We start from the raw sequence: 16,247 nt of genomic DNA on the forward strand, positions 1-16,247 counted from the left end.
GCAGGCATGATCAGCAGCGTTCTGGTCGCGAACCGGGGCGAGATCGCCCGCCGGGTCTTCGCCACCTGCCGTCGCCGGGGGTTGGCCACGGTCGCGGTCTTCTCGGCCGCCGACGCGGGGTCGCCGCACGTCCGGGAGGCGGACAGCGCGGTCCGCATCCCGGACTACCTCCGCGGCGACCTGATCATCGAGGCGGCGCTCAGGGCCGGGGCCGACGCCGTACACCCCGGTTATGGCTTTTTATCGGAAAATTCGAACTTCGCCGCGACCGTACGCGAAGCGGGTCTCACCTGGATCGGCCCCACCCCGGAGGCGATCGCGGTGATGGGCTCGAAGATCGAGTCGAAGCGCCGGATGGCCGTCGCCGGGGTGCCCGTCCTGGACCGGCTGGACGTCGCGACGATCACCAACGCGGACCTGCCGGTGCTGGTCAAGGCGTCGGCGGGCGGCGGCGGGCGAGGCATGCGGATCGTCCGCTCACTCGACGAACTGCCGGACGCGGTCGCCTCCGCGGCGCGCGAGGCCGCCGCCGCGTTCGGCGACCCGACCGTCTTCTGCGAGCGCTACCTCGAGAACGGTCACCACGTCGAAGTTCAAATTCTTGCCGACGCGTACGGGACGATCTGGGCCCTCGGCGAGCGGGAGTGCTCGCTGCAGCGACGCCACCAGAAGGTCATCGAGGAGGCGCCGTCGCCCCTGGTCGACCGGCTCGGCGGCGACCTGCGGGAACGGCTGCTCAGGGCGGGGCGGGACGCGGCGGCCGCGGTCGGCTACCGAGGGGCGGGGACGGTCGAGTTCCTGGCCGACGAGCGGGGCGGGTTCTGGTTCCTGGAGATGAACACGCGCCTGCAGGTCGAGCATCCGGTCACCGAGTGCGTCACCGGGGTCGATCTGGTCGGCCTGCAGCTCGACGTGGCGGACGGGAAGCCGCTCTCCGGCCCCGAGCCGTCGATGACCGGGCACGCGATCGAGGCACGGCTGTACGCCGAGGATCCCGCGAACGACTGGCTGCCGCAGACCGGCACGATCGCCACCTTCGACATTCCGAATGTGTCCGGATATTTCGAAAATGTCGCGGGAATCCGCCTGGACTCGGGCGTCACGCCGGGCACCGTCGTAGGGACTGACTACGACGCGATGCTCGCGAAGGTGATCGCCTACGGCGACGACCGGGAGACGGTTGCCCGGCACCTCGCGGCCACCCTCCGGCGCTCGAGGCTCCACGGCGTGACCACCAACCGCGACCTGCTCGTCGGCAGCCTCCTCCACCCCGACTTCCTGAACGGCACGGCGAGCACCAGCTTTTATGCCGACAATTCACCCGCCGGCCTCATCCGGCCCCACCCCCACCCCGACCTGGCCGCCCTGGTGGCGGCCCTCGCCGACGCCGCCCAGGAACGCGGCCCCCTGCTTCCCGGCGTCCGGAGCGGTTTCCGCAACATCCCCGTCGGCTACCGGCACCGCGCGTACCTTTCCGACAAATCAGAAATATCGGTCAGGTACCGGTTCGGCCGCGACGGGCTCGAAGTGGACGGCCTGGACGGAGTAGATCTGATCTCCGCCGCGCCCGACCGGGTCGAACTGGACGTCGACGGCGTGCGACGAGCCTGGACGGTGGGCCGGTTCGGGTCCGACGACGTCCGGGTGGTCGTCGACGGCCCCCGGGGCTCCCTCGAGCTGCGCCGGCTCCCCCGCTTCACCGACCCCTCCGCCCGCCTCCCCGCCGGCGCCCTGACCGCCCCGATGCCCGGCACCGTCGTCCGGCTCGGCGTGACGGCCGGCGAGACCGTCACCGCCGGCCAGCCCCTCGTCTGGCTGGAGGCGATGAAGATGGAGCACGTCGTCCGCTCCCCGGCCGCCGGCACCGTCACCGACCTGCCGGTCACGGTCGGCCAGCGGATCACGCAAGGCACCCCGATCGCCGTCGTGACCGCCGATGACTGAGCTCGCCGGGACCAAACAGGACCGCAGCCGGGCCACCCGCCGCCGCCTGCTGGAGACCACGATCCGGAGTCTCGCCCAGCACGGCTGGGAGGCCTCCACCGTGGGCTTCATCGCCGCCGAGGCGGGCATCAGCCGGGGCGCCATCCAGCATCATTTCCGCACCCGGGAGGCGCTGATCCTGGCCGCCCTGGAGTTCATGTTCGAGGAGCGAGCGGCGCTGCTCGACGCCCTGCCCGAGCCGGCCGGGACCGGCCCCGAGCGGGTCCACGCGGTCGTCGCCGGCCTGGTCGAGACGATCGGCGGCGAGCTGTTCCGGGCCGCCCTGCAGGTCTGGACCGCGGCCGCCGCCGATCCCACGCTGCGCGTCGCCGTCGTGCCGCTGGAGAAGCGCTTCGCCCGGGGCGTGCACCGGCGGGCCGTCCGGCTGCTCGGCGCCGACGACACCGACCCCGAGGTGCGCGCGCTGATCCAGGCCACCCTGGACCTGGCCCGGGGCCTGGCGCTGGCCGACGTGCTGACCGACGACTCCCGGCGCCGGGCCCGGGTGGTCCGGGCCTGGTCGAGCCGGCTGGCCGACGCCCTGAATTGACGGCATTGACACGTACGCATAGGTTCGGCCCCCATGAAAGCCGACATGAGAGTGGTCGCCGCCCTGCTCCTGCTCGCCCTGGCCGGCTGCAAGGACACGGCCACCCCGTCCGCCGGGGCGAGCTCCCTGGCGGGCTCGTCCCCGGCAACGGTCACGAGCGCCACGAGCGCCCCGACCGCCCCGCCGGCCACCGCTACGACGGCACCGCCGACCACCGCGCCCACCCCGACGACGATCCCGTCCCCCGAAGGGGTGGAATTGGTCAAATCGGGAGGAATCGCCGGGATCAAGGTGAGCATCAAGGTGAACCCGGACGGCACCTGGTGGCGCAGCGAGGACGGCGGCAAGACCGCCACCCGCGGCAAGCTGACCGATGCCCAGCAGGCCCGGTTGCAGAAGCTGGCCGCCGACCCGCGCCTCACCACCGAGGCCAAGGCGACGGCCGGCGGGCCCGGGCGCTGCTCGGACGCGTTCGTCTACTTCCTGCACGTCCGCTTTCTGGCGATCCGCTACGAGGCCTGTGGCCAGACGGGCAACCACGAGGTGACGTTGGCGATCGCCGCCCTGCTGCAAACCGCCACAAAAGGGCAGTAGTGATCACGCCGACCGCACGGCTCCCAGCAGCGTTGCGTACCATATCTGGCTGCACCACCGCAGACGACGGGACCCGAGGAGCACGATGCCGCTCACTCCAGCTGACATCCACAACGTGGCGTTCAAGAAGCCACCCATCGGTAAACGTGGATATGACGAGGAAGAGGTCGACGCGTTCCTCGACGAGGTCGAGCAGGAGCTGATCCGGCTCCTCGAGGAGAACGGCGCCCTGCGCGACCGGATGGACCGCACCGGCGGGGGCGGCATGTCCGGCGGCGGCGCGGACCGCACCATGGTGATGAACTCCGAGCTCGCCGACCTGTCGGCCCAGCTCGAGCGCCTGCAGGAGGCCCGCAACCGGGCCGAGCAGAACGCGCGCAGCATGCAGTCCCAGCTCGAGCGGGCCCGGTCCCAGACCGGCGGTCCGTCGGGCTCGTTCGCGCAGGTGGGCGACGACGACCGGAACGCGCGGGTGCTGATGATGGCGCAGCGCACGGCCGACGAGCACATGCGCGACGCCCAGCGGGAGACCGAGGATCTGATCTCCTCGGCCCGCTCGAAGGCCGAGCAGCTCACCAGCGAGGCGCAGCTGAGCGCGGCGACGATCGAGAGCGACGCGCGGCGCAACCACACCGAGGCGATGAGCGCGATCGGCGCCAAGCGGGCCGCGCTGATCGACGAGATCGACCGGCTGGGCCAGCTCGCGCAGAGCTACCACGCCGCGCTGAACAACCACGTCACCCAGCAGCTGCAGGAGCTGAACAGCGCGCCCGAGGCGCAAGCCTGACGATCAAATAGCAAACGGCCCGGATATTGATCAATATCCGGGCCGTTTGCTATTTGATCTCAATCTATCAGATCAACAATTGTTAGCGTTGACATTGCTCAATCGCAAATACTAGCTTTGGCTTCGCGCTGTGGTTTCGCCGTCGTTGCGAAACGTTCCTCTCCCGAAGTTTGCTCGCTGCCCTGCCACGCACGGGCGTGGCGCCGCGGAAAGAGGCGAGGCACGATGCACAAGATCTCATTAGGCCGGACCGTTGTCCGACTCGGCGCGGTGATGTTGATGGCCGGCGGTGTGGGCGCGGTTGCCGCGTCCAGTTCGTTCGCCGGCGGGTCCGCGACGATCACCAAACAACCGTTCGGCACGACGACCGGTGGCGAGGCGGTCGACATCTACACCCTCACCAACAACGGCATCAAAATCAAGATTCTCACGTACGGCGGGATCCTCCAGCGGATCGACATGCCCGACCGGCACGGGCACGTCACCAACGTGGCCCTCGGCTTCGACAACCTGGCCGACTACCAGGCCAAGAGCCCGTATTTCGGCGCGCTGATCGGCCGCTACGGCAACCGGATCGCCAAGGGCACGTTCACGCTGGACGGCGTCACCTATCACCTGCCGATCAACAACGACCCGAACAGCCTGCACGGTGGCACGGTCGGCTTCGACAAGCACGTCTGGACGGCCACCCCGATCAAGAACGGCAACAGCGTCGCCCTCAAGCTGCAGCTGACCAGCCCGGACGGCGACATGGGCTACCCGGGCACCCTGCACGCCACGGTGACCTACACGCTCACCCACGACCACGGCATCCGGATGGACTACCTGGCCACCACGGACAAGCCGACGATCATCAATCTCACCAACCACAACTACTGGAACCTGGCCGGCGAGGGCACCGGCACGATCGACACCACCAAGCTGCGGCTCAACGCCAGCCACTACACCCCCGTCGACCCGACACTGATCCCGACCGGCGCGATCGACCCGGTGGCCGGCACCCCGATGGACTTCCGCCACGCGACGGCGATCGGCGCCCGCAACCGGGACAGCTTCGGCCAGCTGGTGATCGGCCGCGGCTACGACCACAACTGGGTGCTGGACCGGAAGGGAACCGGCCTGGAACTGGCCGCGACGGCGACCGACCCGGCCAGCGGCCGGCAGCTGCAGGTGTGGACCGACCAGCCGGGCATCCAGTTCTACGCCGGCAACTTCCTGGACGCCACGCTGATCGGCACCAGCGGCCACATGTACCGGCAGGGCGACGGCTTCGCCCTGGAGACGCAGCACTTCCCGGACTCACCGAACCACGCGAACTTCCCGTCGACGGTCCTGCGACCCGGCCAGACCTACCGGACGACGACCGTCTACCAGCTCGGCGTGGCGCACTGACGCGACAGCCAGGAGCCCCGACATGCATGACCTACCGAGGGTCGTCGAAGAGGCGGCCGACCAACTCGATCCCCGCGGGGTGACCCGCCGCCGGCTGCTCGCCGGCACCGGCCTGACCAGCGCCTCGCTGGCGGCCACCGCGCTGCTGTCCGCCTGCGCGAAGAACGACAACAAGGCGAGCGCGGACGCGATCGGCAACTTCCCGAAGACGCCGAACTGGAAGTTCGTCTTCGTCAACCACGTCACCACCAACCCGTTCTTCACCCCTACCCAGTACGGCGCCGAGGACGCGTGCAAGCTGCTCGGCTGCTCGTACCAGTGGACCGGCTCGCAGAACTCGGTGGTGGCCGAGATGGTCAACGCCACCAACACGGCGATCAGCGGCAAGGCGGACGGCCTGGCCATCGCGGTGGTGGACAAGTCGGCCTTCAAGGCGCCGGTCGACCAGGCCCTGAACGCCGGCATCCCGGTGGTGTCGTACAACGCCGACGGCGCGCGCGACGACCCGGGCACCAACCGGCTCACGTACGTCGGCCAGGGTCTGTTCGACTCCGGCTACGCGCTGGGCCAGCGCGCGCTGACCGCGGTGCAGTCCGGCGACGTGGTCGGCTTCATCGCCACCCCGGGCCAGCTGAACATCCAGCCCCGGATCGACGGGGCGCAGCAGGCCTTCAAGGACGCCGGCGGGGCGGTGAAGTTCACCGCGGTGGCGACCAACGCGGACGTGACCAAGGGCCTGTCCATCATCGACGCGTACGCCCAGGGCCACTCCGGCCTGGCCGGGATGCTCGCGGTGGACGCCGGCTCGACCCAGGCCGTCGGCGCGACGGTCAAGAAGTACAACATGCGCAGCAAGGGCCTGAAGGTGGCCGGCGGCTTCGACCTGATTCCCGAGACGCTCAACTCGATCAAGGCCGGGGACCTCGACTACACCATCGACCAGCAGCCGTACCTGCAGGGCTTCCTGCCGGTGCTCTACCTGTACCTCTTCAAGATCTCCGGCGGCCTCATCTCGCCGCCGCAGACCAACACCGGCCTGCTGTTCGTGACCAAGGACAACGTCGCGACCTATCAGAACACCCAGACCCGGTACGAGGGCTCGTCCACCGCGGTGAAGCTGGTGGAGCGCTCCGGGCCCATCGCACACGCATGATGACGGGCCCAGCATGACCGGGACCCTGCCGAGGCAGAAGGAGGCGCCGGCCCAGCGCGACCGGCGTCTCCTGACGCTGCTGCGCACCGGCGGCACCGTGCTGGTGCGCTGGCGCGAGGCGAGCGTGCTGATCGTGGCGATCGCGATGGCGATCTACTTCCGGGCCGCCAACGACGTCTTTCTCACCTACGACAACCTGCGCAACATCGCGCAGGCCACCGCGCCGGCCGCGATCGTCGCGGTCGGCATCGTGCTGCTGCTGGTCAGCGGCGAGATCGACCTGTCGGTCGGGGTGGTGGCGGCGCTCGCGCCGTTCCTGGTGCACTACGCCGTCGATCTGTACGGCATCCCGGTGATCCCGGCGTTCCTGATCGCGTTCGCGATCGCGGCGTTCATCGGGTTCTGCAACGGCGTCATCGTCACAAAGTTCAAGGTGCCGTCGCTGGTGGCCACGCTGGGCTCGTACTACCTGCTGCTCGGCATCCTCCTGGTCACCTCGCACGCCTACCCGGCGGAGATCCCGTCGGCGGCCAAGGGGCGCATTCAGACGATCTTCGGCGCCGGCGACTGGTCGTCGCTGATCTGGTGCCTGGGCGTGGTGCTGGTCTATCACGTCGTGCTCACCCGTACGCGATGGGGATTGCACACGATCTCGGTCGGCGGCAACCTGATCGGCGCGACCGAGGCCGGCATCCGGGTGAACCGCATCAAGATCGGAAACTTCATGATGGCGGCCATGCTCGGCGCGCTGGCCGGCATCCTCGAGGCGTTCCGGATCAACAGCATCGACCCGAACATCGGCGGCGGCACGGCGCTGGTCTTCACGGCGATCTCGGCCGCGGTCATCGGCGGCACCGCCCTGGCCGGCGGCTCCGGCACGGTGATCGGGGCGCTGCTCGGCGCGCTGATCCTCGCCGAGTTGCAGAACGGCTTCAACCTGATCGGGATCAGCGCGAACCCGTTCAACATCATCCTGGGCAGCGCGATCCTGCTGTCGATGGTCGCGAACCAGTACCTGTCGCGGCTGCGGCGGACGGGAGGCGGATGATGTCCGATGTCCTCGTCGTCGAGCACGTCGCCAAACGGTTCGGCGCGCTGACCGCCCTGCGGGACGTGAACCTGCGTCTCGAGCAGGGCGAGGTGCTCGGGCTGATCGGCGACAACGGCGCCGGCAAGTCCACCCTCATCAAGGTCATCTGCGGCTACCACCGCCCCGACCACGGCCGCCTCGTGGTCAACGGCCAGGAAGTGGTCCTGCACAGCGTCGACCACGCCCGCTCCCTCGGCATCGACACCGTCTACCAGGGCCTGGCCCTGATCAACGAACTGTCCGTCTACCACAACATGTTCCTCAACCGGGAGCTACGGGTCGGCCCGCTGCTCAACAACCGGGCGATGCGCAAGCTGGCCCGCGCTCACCTCGAGGACATGGGCGTCAACATCCCCAACGTCAACGCCGAGGTCGCCAAGCTCTCCGGCGGCCAGCGACAAGCCGTGGCGGTGGCCCGCGCGGTCTACTCCGACGCCAGGATCCTGCTGCTCGACGAGCCCCTGGCCGCGATGGGTGCCAAGGAGGGCACGCTGATCCTCGACCTGATCCGCGACCTCAAGGCCCGCGGCGAGGTCTCGGTCATCATCATCGCCCACAACTACGCGCAGGTGCTCGACGTCTGCGACCGCGTCAACCTGCTGCAACACGGCTCGATCACCTTCGACAAGCCGACCTCGGAGGTCTCCCTGGAGGAACTGACCGAACTGGTGGTGGCCGAATACCGCAACCGCCGCCTCCGCGGCGAGTAGACCGCTCGCGGTCGCCCTGCGGAAACCGGACATCTCACTATGCGTGCTCGCACCCCGGCCGTACGCTGCGGGGAAGCGCCCCGGAGGACGTCATCGGGACGGGGCCATCGGCGGGTTCACGGCCACCTACGCGCCGGGCACCGGTCAACGACGGAAGCGGCCCGCGCCAGGACCGCCGCCTCGACGACGCCCAACTACGCAGGCTGCGAAACGCGCTGACGGCGGCTTTCTAGCCGAGCGAGTCAGATACTGGCTGGCGGCATGGTTGAGACGGCACTCGTCTCAGGCGCGCAGGTCATCCACCGTCGCGCCGGCCACGATACGGGCGATGTTGCCGCTGTGATCGCGGTCGGCCAGACGCCGGGCAAGCTCATCGAGGTCGGCGATGTCGCCGTACGCCGCCCGGAGCACGGCCCGCATCGACGCGACGTAGCCTTCCTCGCGGCCTTCTTCGCGACCCTCTTCGCGGTTCTTGCGGGCGATCTCGCGGCCGGTCTCGGTCTGCTCGAGGATGTCGTTCATGCCACTCCTTCGCAGTGCTTCGACCAACTGGATCGCCAGGGCGCCTCCCACCAGCATACCCAGCTCGACCTGCAGCAGTTTGTCGTCGTGTTTCTCGGTCGCGGCGATCCGGTCGGTGACCCGCTCGACGAGATCGTGCGCGGGTTTGCGGGCGAACAGGGCCAGCGCGGGGTTGGCGCTGACCAGCAGCGTGTCTGCCTCGAGGTCATCAGGAATGTTCACGGCGTGGTAGTCGAGCCGCACCTGATCGCGTTCGAAACGGCCCGGATAGCCGTCACCTTCCGGCCAGAGGACCACCTGGTGGATGCGGTGGGTGGCGCGCCGGTACCGGGTTGCCAGGGACGCCCAGTAGGACACCATGCGTTCCTGGAAGTCTTCGGTGCGTTGACCTGGACCTCGATCTGGTAGACGTCGGTCGGGCTGCCGTCGTCGTGCCGGATCGCGAAGGCCGTGTCGCATTGCCGGCTGCGTTGCCGCGGCTGCTCGGTCGGCTCCGCGGTGACCACGTCACCGTCACGCAGGGTGGCGCCGCACAACACCTGCAGGGCGTCGCGGGGATGAGCATTCAACAGCGCCTTGAAAATGCCGTCGAAATCACGGGGCGGCGCCGGGCGGGCAGAGGCGACGTGGCCGCTCATGGCTGGGGACTCCTTCGGTGCTTGGCGGGAGGCACGAAGGACAGTGTCTATTGTCTAACGCCTACTGGTCAATAGACAACTTGATGCGGCGATCGGCGCACCGGGGCGCCGGCCCCGCGCCCGGCCGTCGCGGGCCCGGGGCAAAGGCCAACGGCGGCCGGGAGGGTTCCCACGCGGGACAGCCCGGCGGCCGCGCGCGGAGGGTGACCAGCGACGGCGCTGGGCGCCGCATCGGGGACTTGGGTCCGCCGTACGAAAGGGTGGTTCCTGGAAGTCAGTCGAGGCAGAACTCGTTGCCCTCGATGTCCTGCATCACCAGGCAGGACTCGTTCTCCTCGTCGGCGGTGAGCAGGTACAGCCGGGTGGCGCCGAGGGGGATCAGGCGGGCGCACTCGGCCTCCAGCGCGGCCAGCCGCTCCTCGCCGACCAGGCCGGTGCCGACCCGCACGTCGAGGTGCACCCGGTTCTTGACGACCTTGCCCTCGGGGACCCGCTGGAAGTACAGCCGGGGGCCCACGCCGTTCGGGTCGGCGCAGACCGTGCCCTCATGGACGTAGCCCAGCACCTCGCTCCAGAAGCGCGCGACCTTTTCCGGGTCCGCGCAGTCGAAGGTGACCTGGACCTGCCTTACCGTCGCCATCGGGACACCATACGGGGCTCAGCAGACGGTGGTGTACTGGGCGGTGACGGCGGTGCCGTCGTCGGAGGCGGCGACGATGACCGAGACGGCGCCCGCGCGGTAGACGACCCGGTTGGACTCGCCGGCGGTGAACCGGTGGGCGCCGGCGGGGACGATCCCGGTGAGCCGGCCGGCCAGGCCCGCGCTGTCGACCGGCTCGCTGACCGCGCCCACCGTGTCGACCTGGCCGCCGGCCGCGCAGCTGACCCGCTGGTCGGTGAGCGTCGCGGGCCGGGTGCCGAGGCGGCCGAGCAGGCCGGTCAGCGCCGTGGTGGCGGCCGTCGCGCCGGCCGGCGGGCTGGGCGCGGCGGCCCGGCCGAGGCTGCACGCGCTCCTCGCGACCACGGCCAGCCAGCCGGGGCTCACCCGGCTCACCGAGACCGTCACGCCATCGCCGAGGGCGCCCCGCAGCGTGCGCACGCCGGCGATCGAGGGGCCGAGGCCGGCGGCGTAGCGGGCCGGCAGCCGCTGGGCGATCGCGGCGATCAGCTCGTCCTCGCCGCCGGTGTCGGTGTAGAGGTCGGCCCGGGCGCTGAACAGTCCGCCCCGATGCAATCCCAGCCGGCACCGCGCCGACTCGACCACCGGGCTGACCGCCACCGCGGCGCCGTCGCCGGCGGCGACCACGACGTCGGCCACCGCCGCGTTCAGGTCGGCGACCACCTGGCCCACATGCGGCCGGCGGTCGGTGTCCCACCGCCACCACCCGGCGACCGCGCCGCCCAGCACGCCGATCGCCACGACCACCGTCCCCGCGGCGATCAGCCGCCTCGCCCCCAGCTTCACGACCTCATTGTGCCCGGGCGGGGTTGCCATCGGCGGCGGCGGTTTGACAATGTCGGGGGCACCTCGCCGAGACGTCAGGGGGTATCCCGCCGATGACCACCCGAGACCTCGCCCGGCGGACGGCCACCGACCTGTCCGCCCTGCTCGCCGCCGACAGCCGGGCCGGCTTCGCCTGGCAGCAGCGGATGTGGCAGATCGCCGTCTGCCTCTCCGCCGACGCGTCCGACGACGAGGCGCTGCGGGCGGCCCGCGCGCGCTTCCAGGGTCTGTATGCTCCCGGCCGCGACTTCGCCGACTTCCACCTGTGGCGCCCCGACCCGGGCGAGCGCGCCGCCGCCAACGCCCGGCTCGAGTCGCTCACCGCCCGGCTGCGCGAGCTGCTGCACATGCCGCCGGTGACGTTGCGGCGCGCCCGGCACGCGGACGCCGAGCGGGTCGCGGCGATCTGGCACGCGGGCTGGCACGACGGGCATCTCGGCCACGTGCCCGAGGAGCTGGTCGCCATCCGTACGGCGGAGAACTTCCGCACCCGCGCGGCGGCCCGCCTCACGGACACGACGGTGGCCGAGGTCGGCGGCGAGGTCGGCGGCTTCGTGATGGTGGTCGGCGACGAGGTCGAGCAGGTCTTCGTGGACGCGTCGTTCCGCGGCGGCGGGGTGGCCGACGCCCTGCTGGCCGAGGCGGAACGGCTGGTCGCGGCCGGCGGGCACGAGGTGGCGTGGCTCGCGGTGGTGACCGGCAACGCGCGGGCGCGGCGCTTCTACGAGCGGTCCGGGTGGGCCGACGACGGCGAGCTCGACTACGCGGCCGACGGGGTCGCCGTGCCGTGCCGGCGGTATGTGAAGCGGCTCGGGTCGTAATTCGGTTGGCCCGCCGCCGGGCGTACGCGATGCTCTGCCTGTCGTTTTGAGAAAGAGCGTTCGCCTTTGCCTGCTTCTGTCAAGATTTTCGCGTCCCCGTCCAGCTGGATCGAGTCCGCCGCCGTCGATCAGTGCCACCAGGTCGCCGCCTTCGACGGCATGCTGCACGTCGCCGGCATGCCCGACCTGCATCCCGGCAAGGGCGCCCCGATCGGCGCCGCGATGAGCTCCACAGTGCTCTATCCGTTCCTGGTCGGTTCCGACATCGGCTGCGGCATCGCGGTCTTCCCGATCCGGGTCAAACGGCCGGTGCCCGAGAAGCTCGCGGCCCGCTTCCCCGACCTCGACGAGCCGGTCTCGCCCTCGACGGACCCGCCGCTCGGTTACACCGACAGCTTCGGCACGGTCGGCCGCGGCAACCACTTCGTCGAGCTGGCCCGGGTCGACACCGTGCTCGACGCCTTTCACAGCGAGCGCCTCGGGCTGGCCAAGGGCGACCTCGTGCTGATCGTCCACAGCGGATCGCGCGGGCTCGGCGAGCGCATCCTGCGCGACCATACCGAGCTGCACGGCGCGGGCCCGGCCCCCGATCCCGCGCGCTACCTCGAAAACCATGATTCGGCCGTACGGTGGGGATCGTTGAACAGGCGCATGCTGGCCGTCCGCGTTTCTCGTGCCCTCGGGGCCGAGCTCGGTGAGCCGCTGGTCGACGAGTGTCACAACCTGGTGACCGTCGCCGACGGGGTCTATCTGCACCGCAAGGGCGCGGCTCGGGGCGACGGGCGGGACGTGCTGATCGCCGGCACCCGCGGCACCGCCTCCTACCTGGTGGCCGCGCACGCGGGGGCCGAGGCGAACTTCTCGGTGGCGCACGGCGCGGGCCGCAAGATGTCCCGGGCGGACGCGCTGCGCCGGGGCAAGGCGAAGCACACGGTCGAGGAGCTGCGCCGTACGCCGGTGGGCTCGCTGGTGGTCTGCGGCGATCGGCAGCTGCTGTTCGAGGAGGCGCCGACGGCGTACAAGCGGATCGAGCAGGTGATCGGCGACCTGACCGCGCACGAGCTGGCCACCCCGATCGTCACCACGCTGCCCCTGGTCACCTACAAGACCGCCGCCGTGGGTCGCCGATGACCACCCATCTGCTGCTCTCCGCCGGGCGTGGGCCGGCCGAGTGCTCGTGGGCGGTGGCCCGGCTGGTCGGGCGGCTCGAGAAGGACGCCGCCCGGCACGGTGTCGCGGTCGCCCGGGTCGACGCGGTCGACGGCGAGCGGGCGGGCACGTTCCGCTCGGTGCTGCTGCGGATCGGCGACGACGCCTTCGCCGCCGCCTGGACCGGGACGCTGTGCTGGCAGGCGCCCAGCCCGTACCGGCGCGGCCACGGGCGCAAGAACTGGTACGTGACCGCCCGGCCGTGCTCGCTCGACGCGCCGGCCACCCCGTTCGCCGAGTCCGATGTGGAGGTCGTGGCGGTGCGCACCGGCGGGCCGGGCGGTCAGCACCGCAACAAGGCCAGCACGGCGGCGCGGGCCACCCACCGGCCGTCCGGACTCGTGGTGGTGGCCGACACCGAGCGGCAGTTCTCGCTCAACCGTTCCCTCGCCCTGCGCCGGCTGCGCGAGCTGCTGGCCGCCGGTGACGCGGCGTCGGCCCGTGCCCTGGCCGACGCCCGCTGGCAGATCCACGACGACCTGGTCCGCGGCGACCCGGTCCGGACCTTCACTTCTCGGCCAGGAAGTCCAACGTGACGGCGGCCAGCAGCGGCGACGTGCCCATGCTGTAGTGGGTCACGCCGGGCAGGATCGCCAGCGCGTGCCCGCCCGCGGGCCGCCCCTCGGCCATCCAGCCGCCGTCCCGCAGACCGCCGTCGAGCAGCTTGAACACCTCGACGAAGTGGCTCGGCGGCCACATGTCGGCGTCGCCCGCGACGATCATCGTGGGCACGGTGAGGGCGCGGACCTCCTCGGTGAAGTCGAAGTCCACCGCCATCGACCGGCCGATCTTGTCGAGCAGCCGCGGGAAGTCCTCCGGGCGCGGCGCGACCCGCTGGTACAGCTCGTACATCGGGGTCTGCTTCATGAACTCGAGCGCGGCGGCGTTGACCTGGCCCTGCTGCTCGAGGATCTCCGGGTAGGTGGCGTCGCGCCGGATGCCGGCGGAGACCGAGACGAGCCGGCCGACCTTCTCCGGGTGCTGGAAGGCCAGCTGCATGCCGACGCCGCCGCCGAGCGAGTAGCCGACCACGTCCGGCCGGTCGAGACCGAGGTGGTCGATCAGCGCGGCGATGTCGCCGGCCATCAGGCGTACGTCGAGGGGACGGTCGATGTCGGCGGTGCGGCCGTGCCCCTGCAGATCGGGCAGGATCACCTGGCGCTCGGCGGCCAGAGCGGTCAGATTCGGTCCGAACATCTCCCCGTTGCCCAGGCCGCCGTGCAGCAGCACCAGCGGGCGGCCGGTGCCGTGGATCTCGTAGTAGAGGTTGATGCCGTTGACGTCCGCGTGGCTCATGGTCGCTCCTCACTCGATTCTTGCCGATACAGACCGGGCCGCGGCACCGAATTCATCGCTAGGCTCGGCACTGGGAGATGTTTTCGTTTTGGGGGAATCATGCGGATCGCGGTCACCGGTGGGACCGGGAAGCTCGGCCGGGCGGTGGTCGCGTCGCTGCGCGCGGCCGGCGACGAGGTGGTCAACCTGGACGCCGCGGCGGTCCGGCCGGACATCCGGATCGACCTGACCGACTACGGCCAGACGATCGAGGCGCTGACCGCGATCGACGACCGGTACGACCACATCGACGCGGTGGTGCACCTCGCCGCGATCCCGGCGCCGGGCATCACCGGCAACGCGGCCACCTTCCAGAACAACATCGTCGCCACGTACAACGTCTTCGCGGCCGCCAAGGCAGCGGGCATCACGAACGTGGTGTGGGCGTCGAGCGAGACGCTGCTGGGCATCCCGTTCGACACGCCGCCGCCGTACATCCCGCTCGACGAGGAGTACCCGGCCCGGCCCGAGTCCCGGTACGCGCTCGCCAAGCATCTCGAGGAGACGATGGCGGCGCAGTTCTGCCGGTGGAATCCGGAGCTCAAGATGATCGGGCTGCGCTTCTCGAACGTGATGGACCCCGAGGACTACCTGGAGTTCCCGTCGTTCGACGACGATCCCGCGCTGCGCAAGTGGAACCTGTGGGGCTACATCGACGCGCGGGACGGGGCGCAGGCGGTGCGCCGGGCGCTCGACTACCGGGCCACCGGGGTGGAGATCTTCATCATCGCGAACGCGGACACGGTGATGAGCCGGTCGTCGGCGAGCCTGGCGGCGGCCGTCTACCCGGGCGTCGAGGTGCGCAAGGAGCTGGGCGAGCGCGAGACGCTGCTCTCCATCGACAAGGCGCGGCGGCTGCTCGGCTACGAGCCGCGGCACAGCTGGCGCGATCACGTCTGAGCGGCCAGCGACAACGCCTCGGTGAGGTTGTGCTCGGCGATCGCGCTCATGAACGCCCGGTCGGGAAATCGCCGTCGAGCAGGCGCAGCGGGCCGGCGGTCAGCGAGAGGCGCTGGGCGAGCAGGTAGAAGGCCAGGCGCGCCTCGTCGAGGCCGGTGGTGGTCACCCGGTGGTATTCGTCGCGCAGCCGGATACGCAGGAAGACGTGTTCCCACTCGACGTCGAAGTACATGAGGTTCTCGATGTCGATCAGGACCGGATTGCGGTCGCGATCGATCAGGACGTGGTCCATGCCCAGCTCGCCGTGGATCAGGGAGTACTCCGCTCGCGGGCGCACGGCGTCGGCCAGGTCGTGGAGGCGGCGGTCGAGGCGATCACGGGCGGCGGCGATCCGGGGGTCCCGGGCGGCGGCCTCGGCCAGGCAGCGCTCGGCGAGGTCGAGGACCGTCCGCTCGCAGGTCGGCCGGCGGGCGGTGCCGCCGGCCTCGACCAGGGCGACCTTGCCAAAGGCGGGGGCCCGGTGCCGGCGCATCCGGTCCAGGTCGGCGGCCAGGCGCTCCATGGTGGGGGTCGCCGCGGCGGGGTCGCGCTCGAGGAGGCTCTCCAGGTTCCCGCCGGGGAAGTCCTCGAGGACGATCAGGTCGGCCGGGAGGTGGGTGTGGCCGCGGTCGCGCAGGTAGACCTCCGGCACGCGCAGGCCGAGGCGGTCGAGGCGGTGCCGGGCGGCCTCGTACGGGTCGAGGCCGGCGCTGGACGAGAACGGGTCGCGATCGTCGTCCTCCGCGGCGTCCGGCCAGTAGTTCTCGCCGGCGGCCCAGAGATACGCGATCGCGGTGGCGCCGTCGTCCATGGTCAGGCGGTAGACGCCCGTGCGGCTGCCGCCCGCCAGCCGGGCGACCCGATTCCAGGGCGCGGTGGCGGCCGAGCGCGGCCCGCGCCACGCCGGCCAGGTCGTCCCGGGCCACGGGTCGGGGTGCCATGCGGCGTGACTCTACCCACCCGTACCGGGAAAGGTTTTGACCTTCTTGCATGTCTTCATAGGCTTTCGTAGCATCGGGC

General features: G+C 70.8%; 18 protein-coding genes. 12 read left to right on the forward strand and 6 right to left on the reverse strand.

Translation table 11 applies throughout. The features are described 5' to 3' along the window. Positions 1 to 6: 6 nt before the first annotated feature. The 8 genes from IH26_RS0115765 to IH26_RS0115800 all read left to right on the forward strand — a co-directional run bounded on the left by IH26_RS0115765 (position 7) and on the right by IH26_RS0115800 (position 8,259). On the forward strand, positions 7 to 1,944 hold the full coding sequence (locus IH26_RS0115765; protein WP_030436944.1) for an acetyl/propionyl/methylcrotonyl-CoA carboxylase subunit alpha: 1,938 nt from the start codon (positions 7 to 9) through the stop codon (positions 1,942 to 1,944). Next, on the forward strand, positions 1,937 to 2,533 hold the full coding sequence (locus IH26_RS0115770) for a TetR/AcrR family transcriptional regulator (protein ID WP_030436945.1): 597 nt from the start codon (positions 1,937 to 1,939) through the stop codon (positions 2,531 to 2,533). Before IH26_RS0115765 ends, IH26_RS0115770 begins: the two co-directional genes overlap by 8 nt. Positions 2,534 to 2,566: 33 nt before the next feature. Further along, positions 2,567 to 3,127, forward strand: a complete 561-nt coding sequence (locus tag IH26_RS0115775) for a hypothetical protein (RefSeq protein ID WP_157437209.1) — start codon at positions 2,567 to 2,569, stop codon at positions 3,125 to 3,127. Positions 3,128 to 3,212: 85 nt separating this feature from the next. Continuing rightward, on the forward strand, positions 3,213 to 3,914 hold the full coding sequence (locus tag IH26_RS0115780) for a DivIVA domain-containing protein (protein WP_030436947.1): 702 nt from the start codon (positions 3,213 to 3,215) through the stop codon (positions 3,912 to 3,914). Between the two features lie 279 nt (positions 3,915 to 4,193). Beyond that, positions 4,194 to 5,306 (forward strand): aldose epimerase family protein, encoded by a 1,113-nt coding sequence (locus IH26_RS0115785; RefSeq protein ID WP_245665216.1) that lies wholly within the window; start codon positions 4,194 to 4,196, stop codon positions 5,304 to 5,306. A 22-nt stretch (positions 5,307 to 5,328) separates the two neighbouring features. Beyond that, positions 5,329 to 6,459: a sugar ABC transporter substrate-binding protein gene (locus IH26_RS0115790; protein WP_030436949.1), complete on the forward strand. Its 1,131-nt coding sequence runs from the start codon at positions 5,329 to 5,331 to the stop codon at positions 6,457 to 6,459. A gap of 13 nt (positions 6,460 to 6,472) precedes the next feature. Further along, the gene (locus IH26_RS0115795) at positions 6,473 to 7,507 is read left to right on the forward strand and encodes an ABC transporter permease (protein WP_051808181.1); all 1,035 of its coding nucleotides are present in this window, start codon (positions 6,473 to 6,475) and stop codon (positions 7,505 to 7,507) included. Next, the gene (locus IH26_RS0115800) at positions 7,507 to 8,259 is read left to right on the forward strand and encodes an ATP-binding cassette domain-containing protein (protein ID WP_211268655.1); all 753 of its coding nucleotides are present in this window, start codon (positions 7,507 to 7,509) and stop codon (positions 8,257 to 8,259) included. The genes IH26_RS0115795 and IH26_RS0115800 overlap by 1 nt, the downstream gene beginning before the upstream one ends. Positions 8,260 to 8,541: 282 nt before the next feature. Here IH26_RS0115800 and IH26_RS0115805 read toward each other — a convergent pair whose 3' ends face one another. The 4 genes from IH26_RS0115805 to IH26_RS0115815 form a co-directional block, all read right to left on the reverse strand. Further along, on the reverse strand, positions 8,542 to 9,024 hold the full coding sequence (locus IH26_RS0115805) for a hypothetical protein (RefSeq protein WP_169789756.1): 483 nt from the start codon (positions 9,022 to 9,024) through the stop codon (positions 8,542 to 8,544). Continuing rightward, positions 9,000 to 9,419 (reverse strand): hypothetical protein, encoded by a 420-nt coding sequence (locus tag IH26_RS61285; protein WP_169789757.1) that lies wholly within the window; start codon positions 9,417 to 9,419, stop codon positions 9,000 to 9,002. Before IH26_RS61285 ends, IH26_RS0115805 begins: the two co-directional genes overlap by 25 nt. Positions 9,420 to 9,693: 274 nt before the next feature. Further along, positions 9,694 to 10,059 (reverse strand): VOC family protein, encoded by a 366-nt coding sequence (locus IH26_RS0115810; protein ID WP_030436953.1) that lies wholly within the window; start codon positions 10,057 to 10,059, stop codon positions 9,694 to 9,696. Positions 10,060 to 10,077: 18 nt separating this feature from the next. Beyond that, positions 10,078 to 10,884: a hypothetical protein gene (locus tag IH26_RS0115815; RefSeq protein WP_157437210.1), complete on the reverse strand. Its 807-nt coding sequence runs from the start codon at positions 10,882 to 10,884 to the stop codon at positions 10,078 to 10,080. 92 nt (positions 10,885 to 10,976) lie between these two features. Between IH26_RS0115815 and IH26_RS62850 the strand changes: the two genes are divergently transcribed. From IH26_RS62850 to prfH, 3 genes are all read left to right on the forward strand, one after another. Further along, positions 10,977 to 11,744: a GNAT family N-acetyltransferase gene (locus IH26_RS62850; protein ID WP_245665218.1), complete on the forward strand. Its 768-nt coding sequence runs from the start codon at positions 10,977 to 10,979 to the stop codon at positions 11,742 to 11,744. A 66-nt stretch (positions 11,745 to 11,810) separates the two neighbouring features. Then, positions 11,811 to 12,875, forward strand: coding sequence for an RNA ligase RtcB family protein (locus IH26_RS0115825; RefSeq protein WP_030436956.1), 1,065 nt, complete (start codon positions 11,811 to 11,813; stop codon positions 12,873 to 12,875). Beyond that, on the forward strand, positions 12,872 to 13,489 hold the full coding sequence (gene prfH, locus IH26_RS0115830; protein WP_030436957.1) for a peptide chain release factor H: 618 nt from the start codon (positions 12,872 to 12,874) through the stop codon (positions 13,487 to 13,489). Before IH26_RS0115825 ends, prfH begins: the two co-directional genes overlap by 4 nt. Here prfH and IH26_RS0115835 read toward each other — a convergent pair. Further along, positions 13,461 to 14,249 (reverse strand): alpha/beta fold hydrolase, encoded by a 789-nt coding sequence (locus IH26_RS0115835; RefSeq protein ID WP_030436958.1) that lies wholly within the window; start codon positions 14,247 to 14,249, stop codon positions 13,461 to 13,463. The two genes, prfH and IH26_RS0115835, sit on opposite strands and share 29 nt — an antisense overlap. 99 nt (positions 14,250 to 14,348) lie before the next feature. Here IH26_RS0115835 and IH26_RS0115840 point away from each other — a divergent pair, with 99 nt between their 5' ends. Beyond that, a complete protein-coding gene (locus IH26_RS0115840) occupies positions 14,349 to 15,188 on the forward strand; it encodes an NAD-dependent epimerase/dehydratase family protein (protein ID WP_030436959.1) in 840 nt (279 codons plus the stop codon). A gap of 46 nt (positions 15,189 to 15,234) precedes the next feature. Here the strand turns inward: IH26_RS0115840 and IH26_RS53580 are convergent, their stop codons facing one another. Further along, complete coding sequence (locus IH26_RS53580; RefSeq protein ID WP_245665219.1) at positions 15,235 to 16,038, reverse strand: phosphotransferase family protein; 804 nt, start codon at positions 16,036 to 16,038, stop codon at positions 15,235 to 15,237. Between the last annotated feature and the right edge of the window lie 209 nt (positions 16,039 to 16,247).

Source organism: Actinoplanes subtropicus (assembly GCF_000721705.1).
Lineage (GTDB): Bacteria > Actinomycetota > Actinomycetes > Mycobacteriales > Micromonosporaceae > Actinoplanes > Actinoplanes subtropicus.

Coding starts and splice junctions, on each gene's coding strand:
- IH26_RS0115765 (WP_030436944.1), top strand. CDS start 7: ATGATCAGCAGCGTTCTGGTCGCGAACCGGGGCGAGATCGCCCGCCGG.
- IH26_RS0115770 (WP_030436945.1), top strand. CDS start 1,937: ATGACTGAGCTCGCCGGGACCAAACAGGACCGCAGCCGGGCCACCCGC.
- IH26_RS0115775 (WP_157437209.1), top strand. CDS start 2,567: ATGAAAGCCGACATGAGAGTGGTCGCCGCCCTGCTCCTGCTCGCCCTG.
- IH26_RS0115780 (WP_030436947.1), top strand. CDS start 3,213: ATGCCGCTCACTCCAGCTGACATCCACAACGTGGCGTTCAAGAAGCCA.
- IH26_RS0115785 (WP_245665216.1), top strand. CDS start 4,194: ATGGCCGGCGGTGTGGGCGCGGTTGCCGCGTCCAGTTCGTTCGCCGGC.
- IH26_RS0115790 (WP_030436949.1), top strand. CDS start 5,329: ATGCATGACCTACCGAGGGTCGTCGAAGAGGCGGCCGACCAACTCGAT.
- IH26_RS0115795 (WP_051808181.1), top strand. CDS start 6,473: ATGACCGGGACCCTGCCGAGGCAGAAGGAGGCGCCGGCCCAGCGCGAC.
- IH26_RS0115800 (WP_211268655.1), top strand. CDS start 7,507: ATGTCCGATGTCCTCGTCGTCGAGCACGTCGCCAAACGGTTCGGCGCG.
- IH26_RS61285 (WP_169789757.1), bottom strand. CDS start 9,419: ATGAGCGGCCACGTCGCCTCTGCCCGCCCGGCGCCGCCCCGTGATTTC.
- IH26_RS0115810 (WP_030436953.1), bottom strand. CDS start 10,059: ATGGCGACGGTAAGGCAGGTCCAGGTCACCTTCGACTGCGCGGACCCG.
- IH26_RS62850 (WP_245665218.1), top strand. CDS start 10,977: ATGACCACCCGAGACCTCGCCCGGCGGACGGCCACCGACCTGTCCGCC.
- prfH (WP_030436957.1), top strand. CDS start 12,872: ATGACCACCCATCTGCTGCTCTCCGCCGGGCGTGGGCCGGCCGAGTGC.
- IH26_RS0115835 (WP_030436958.1), bottom strand. CDS start 14,249: ATGAGCCACGCGGACGTCAACGGCATCAACCTCTACTACGAGATCCAC.
- IH26_RS0115840 (WP_030436959.1), top strand. CDS start 14,349: ATGCGGATCGCGGTCACCGGTGGGACCGGGAAGCTCGGCCGGGCGGTG.
- IH26_RS53580 (WP_245665219.1), bottom strand. CDS start 16,038: ATGGACGACGGCGCCACCGCGATCGCGTATCTCTGGGCCGCCGGCGAG.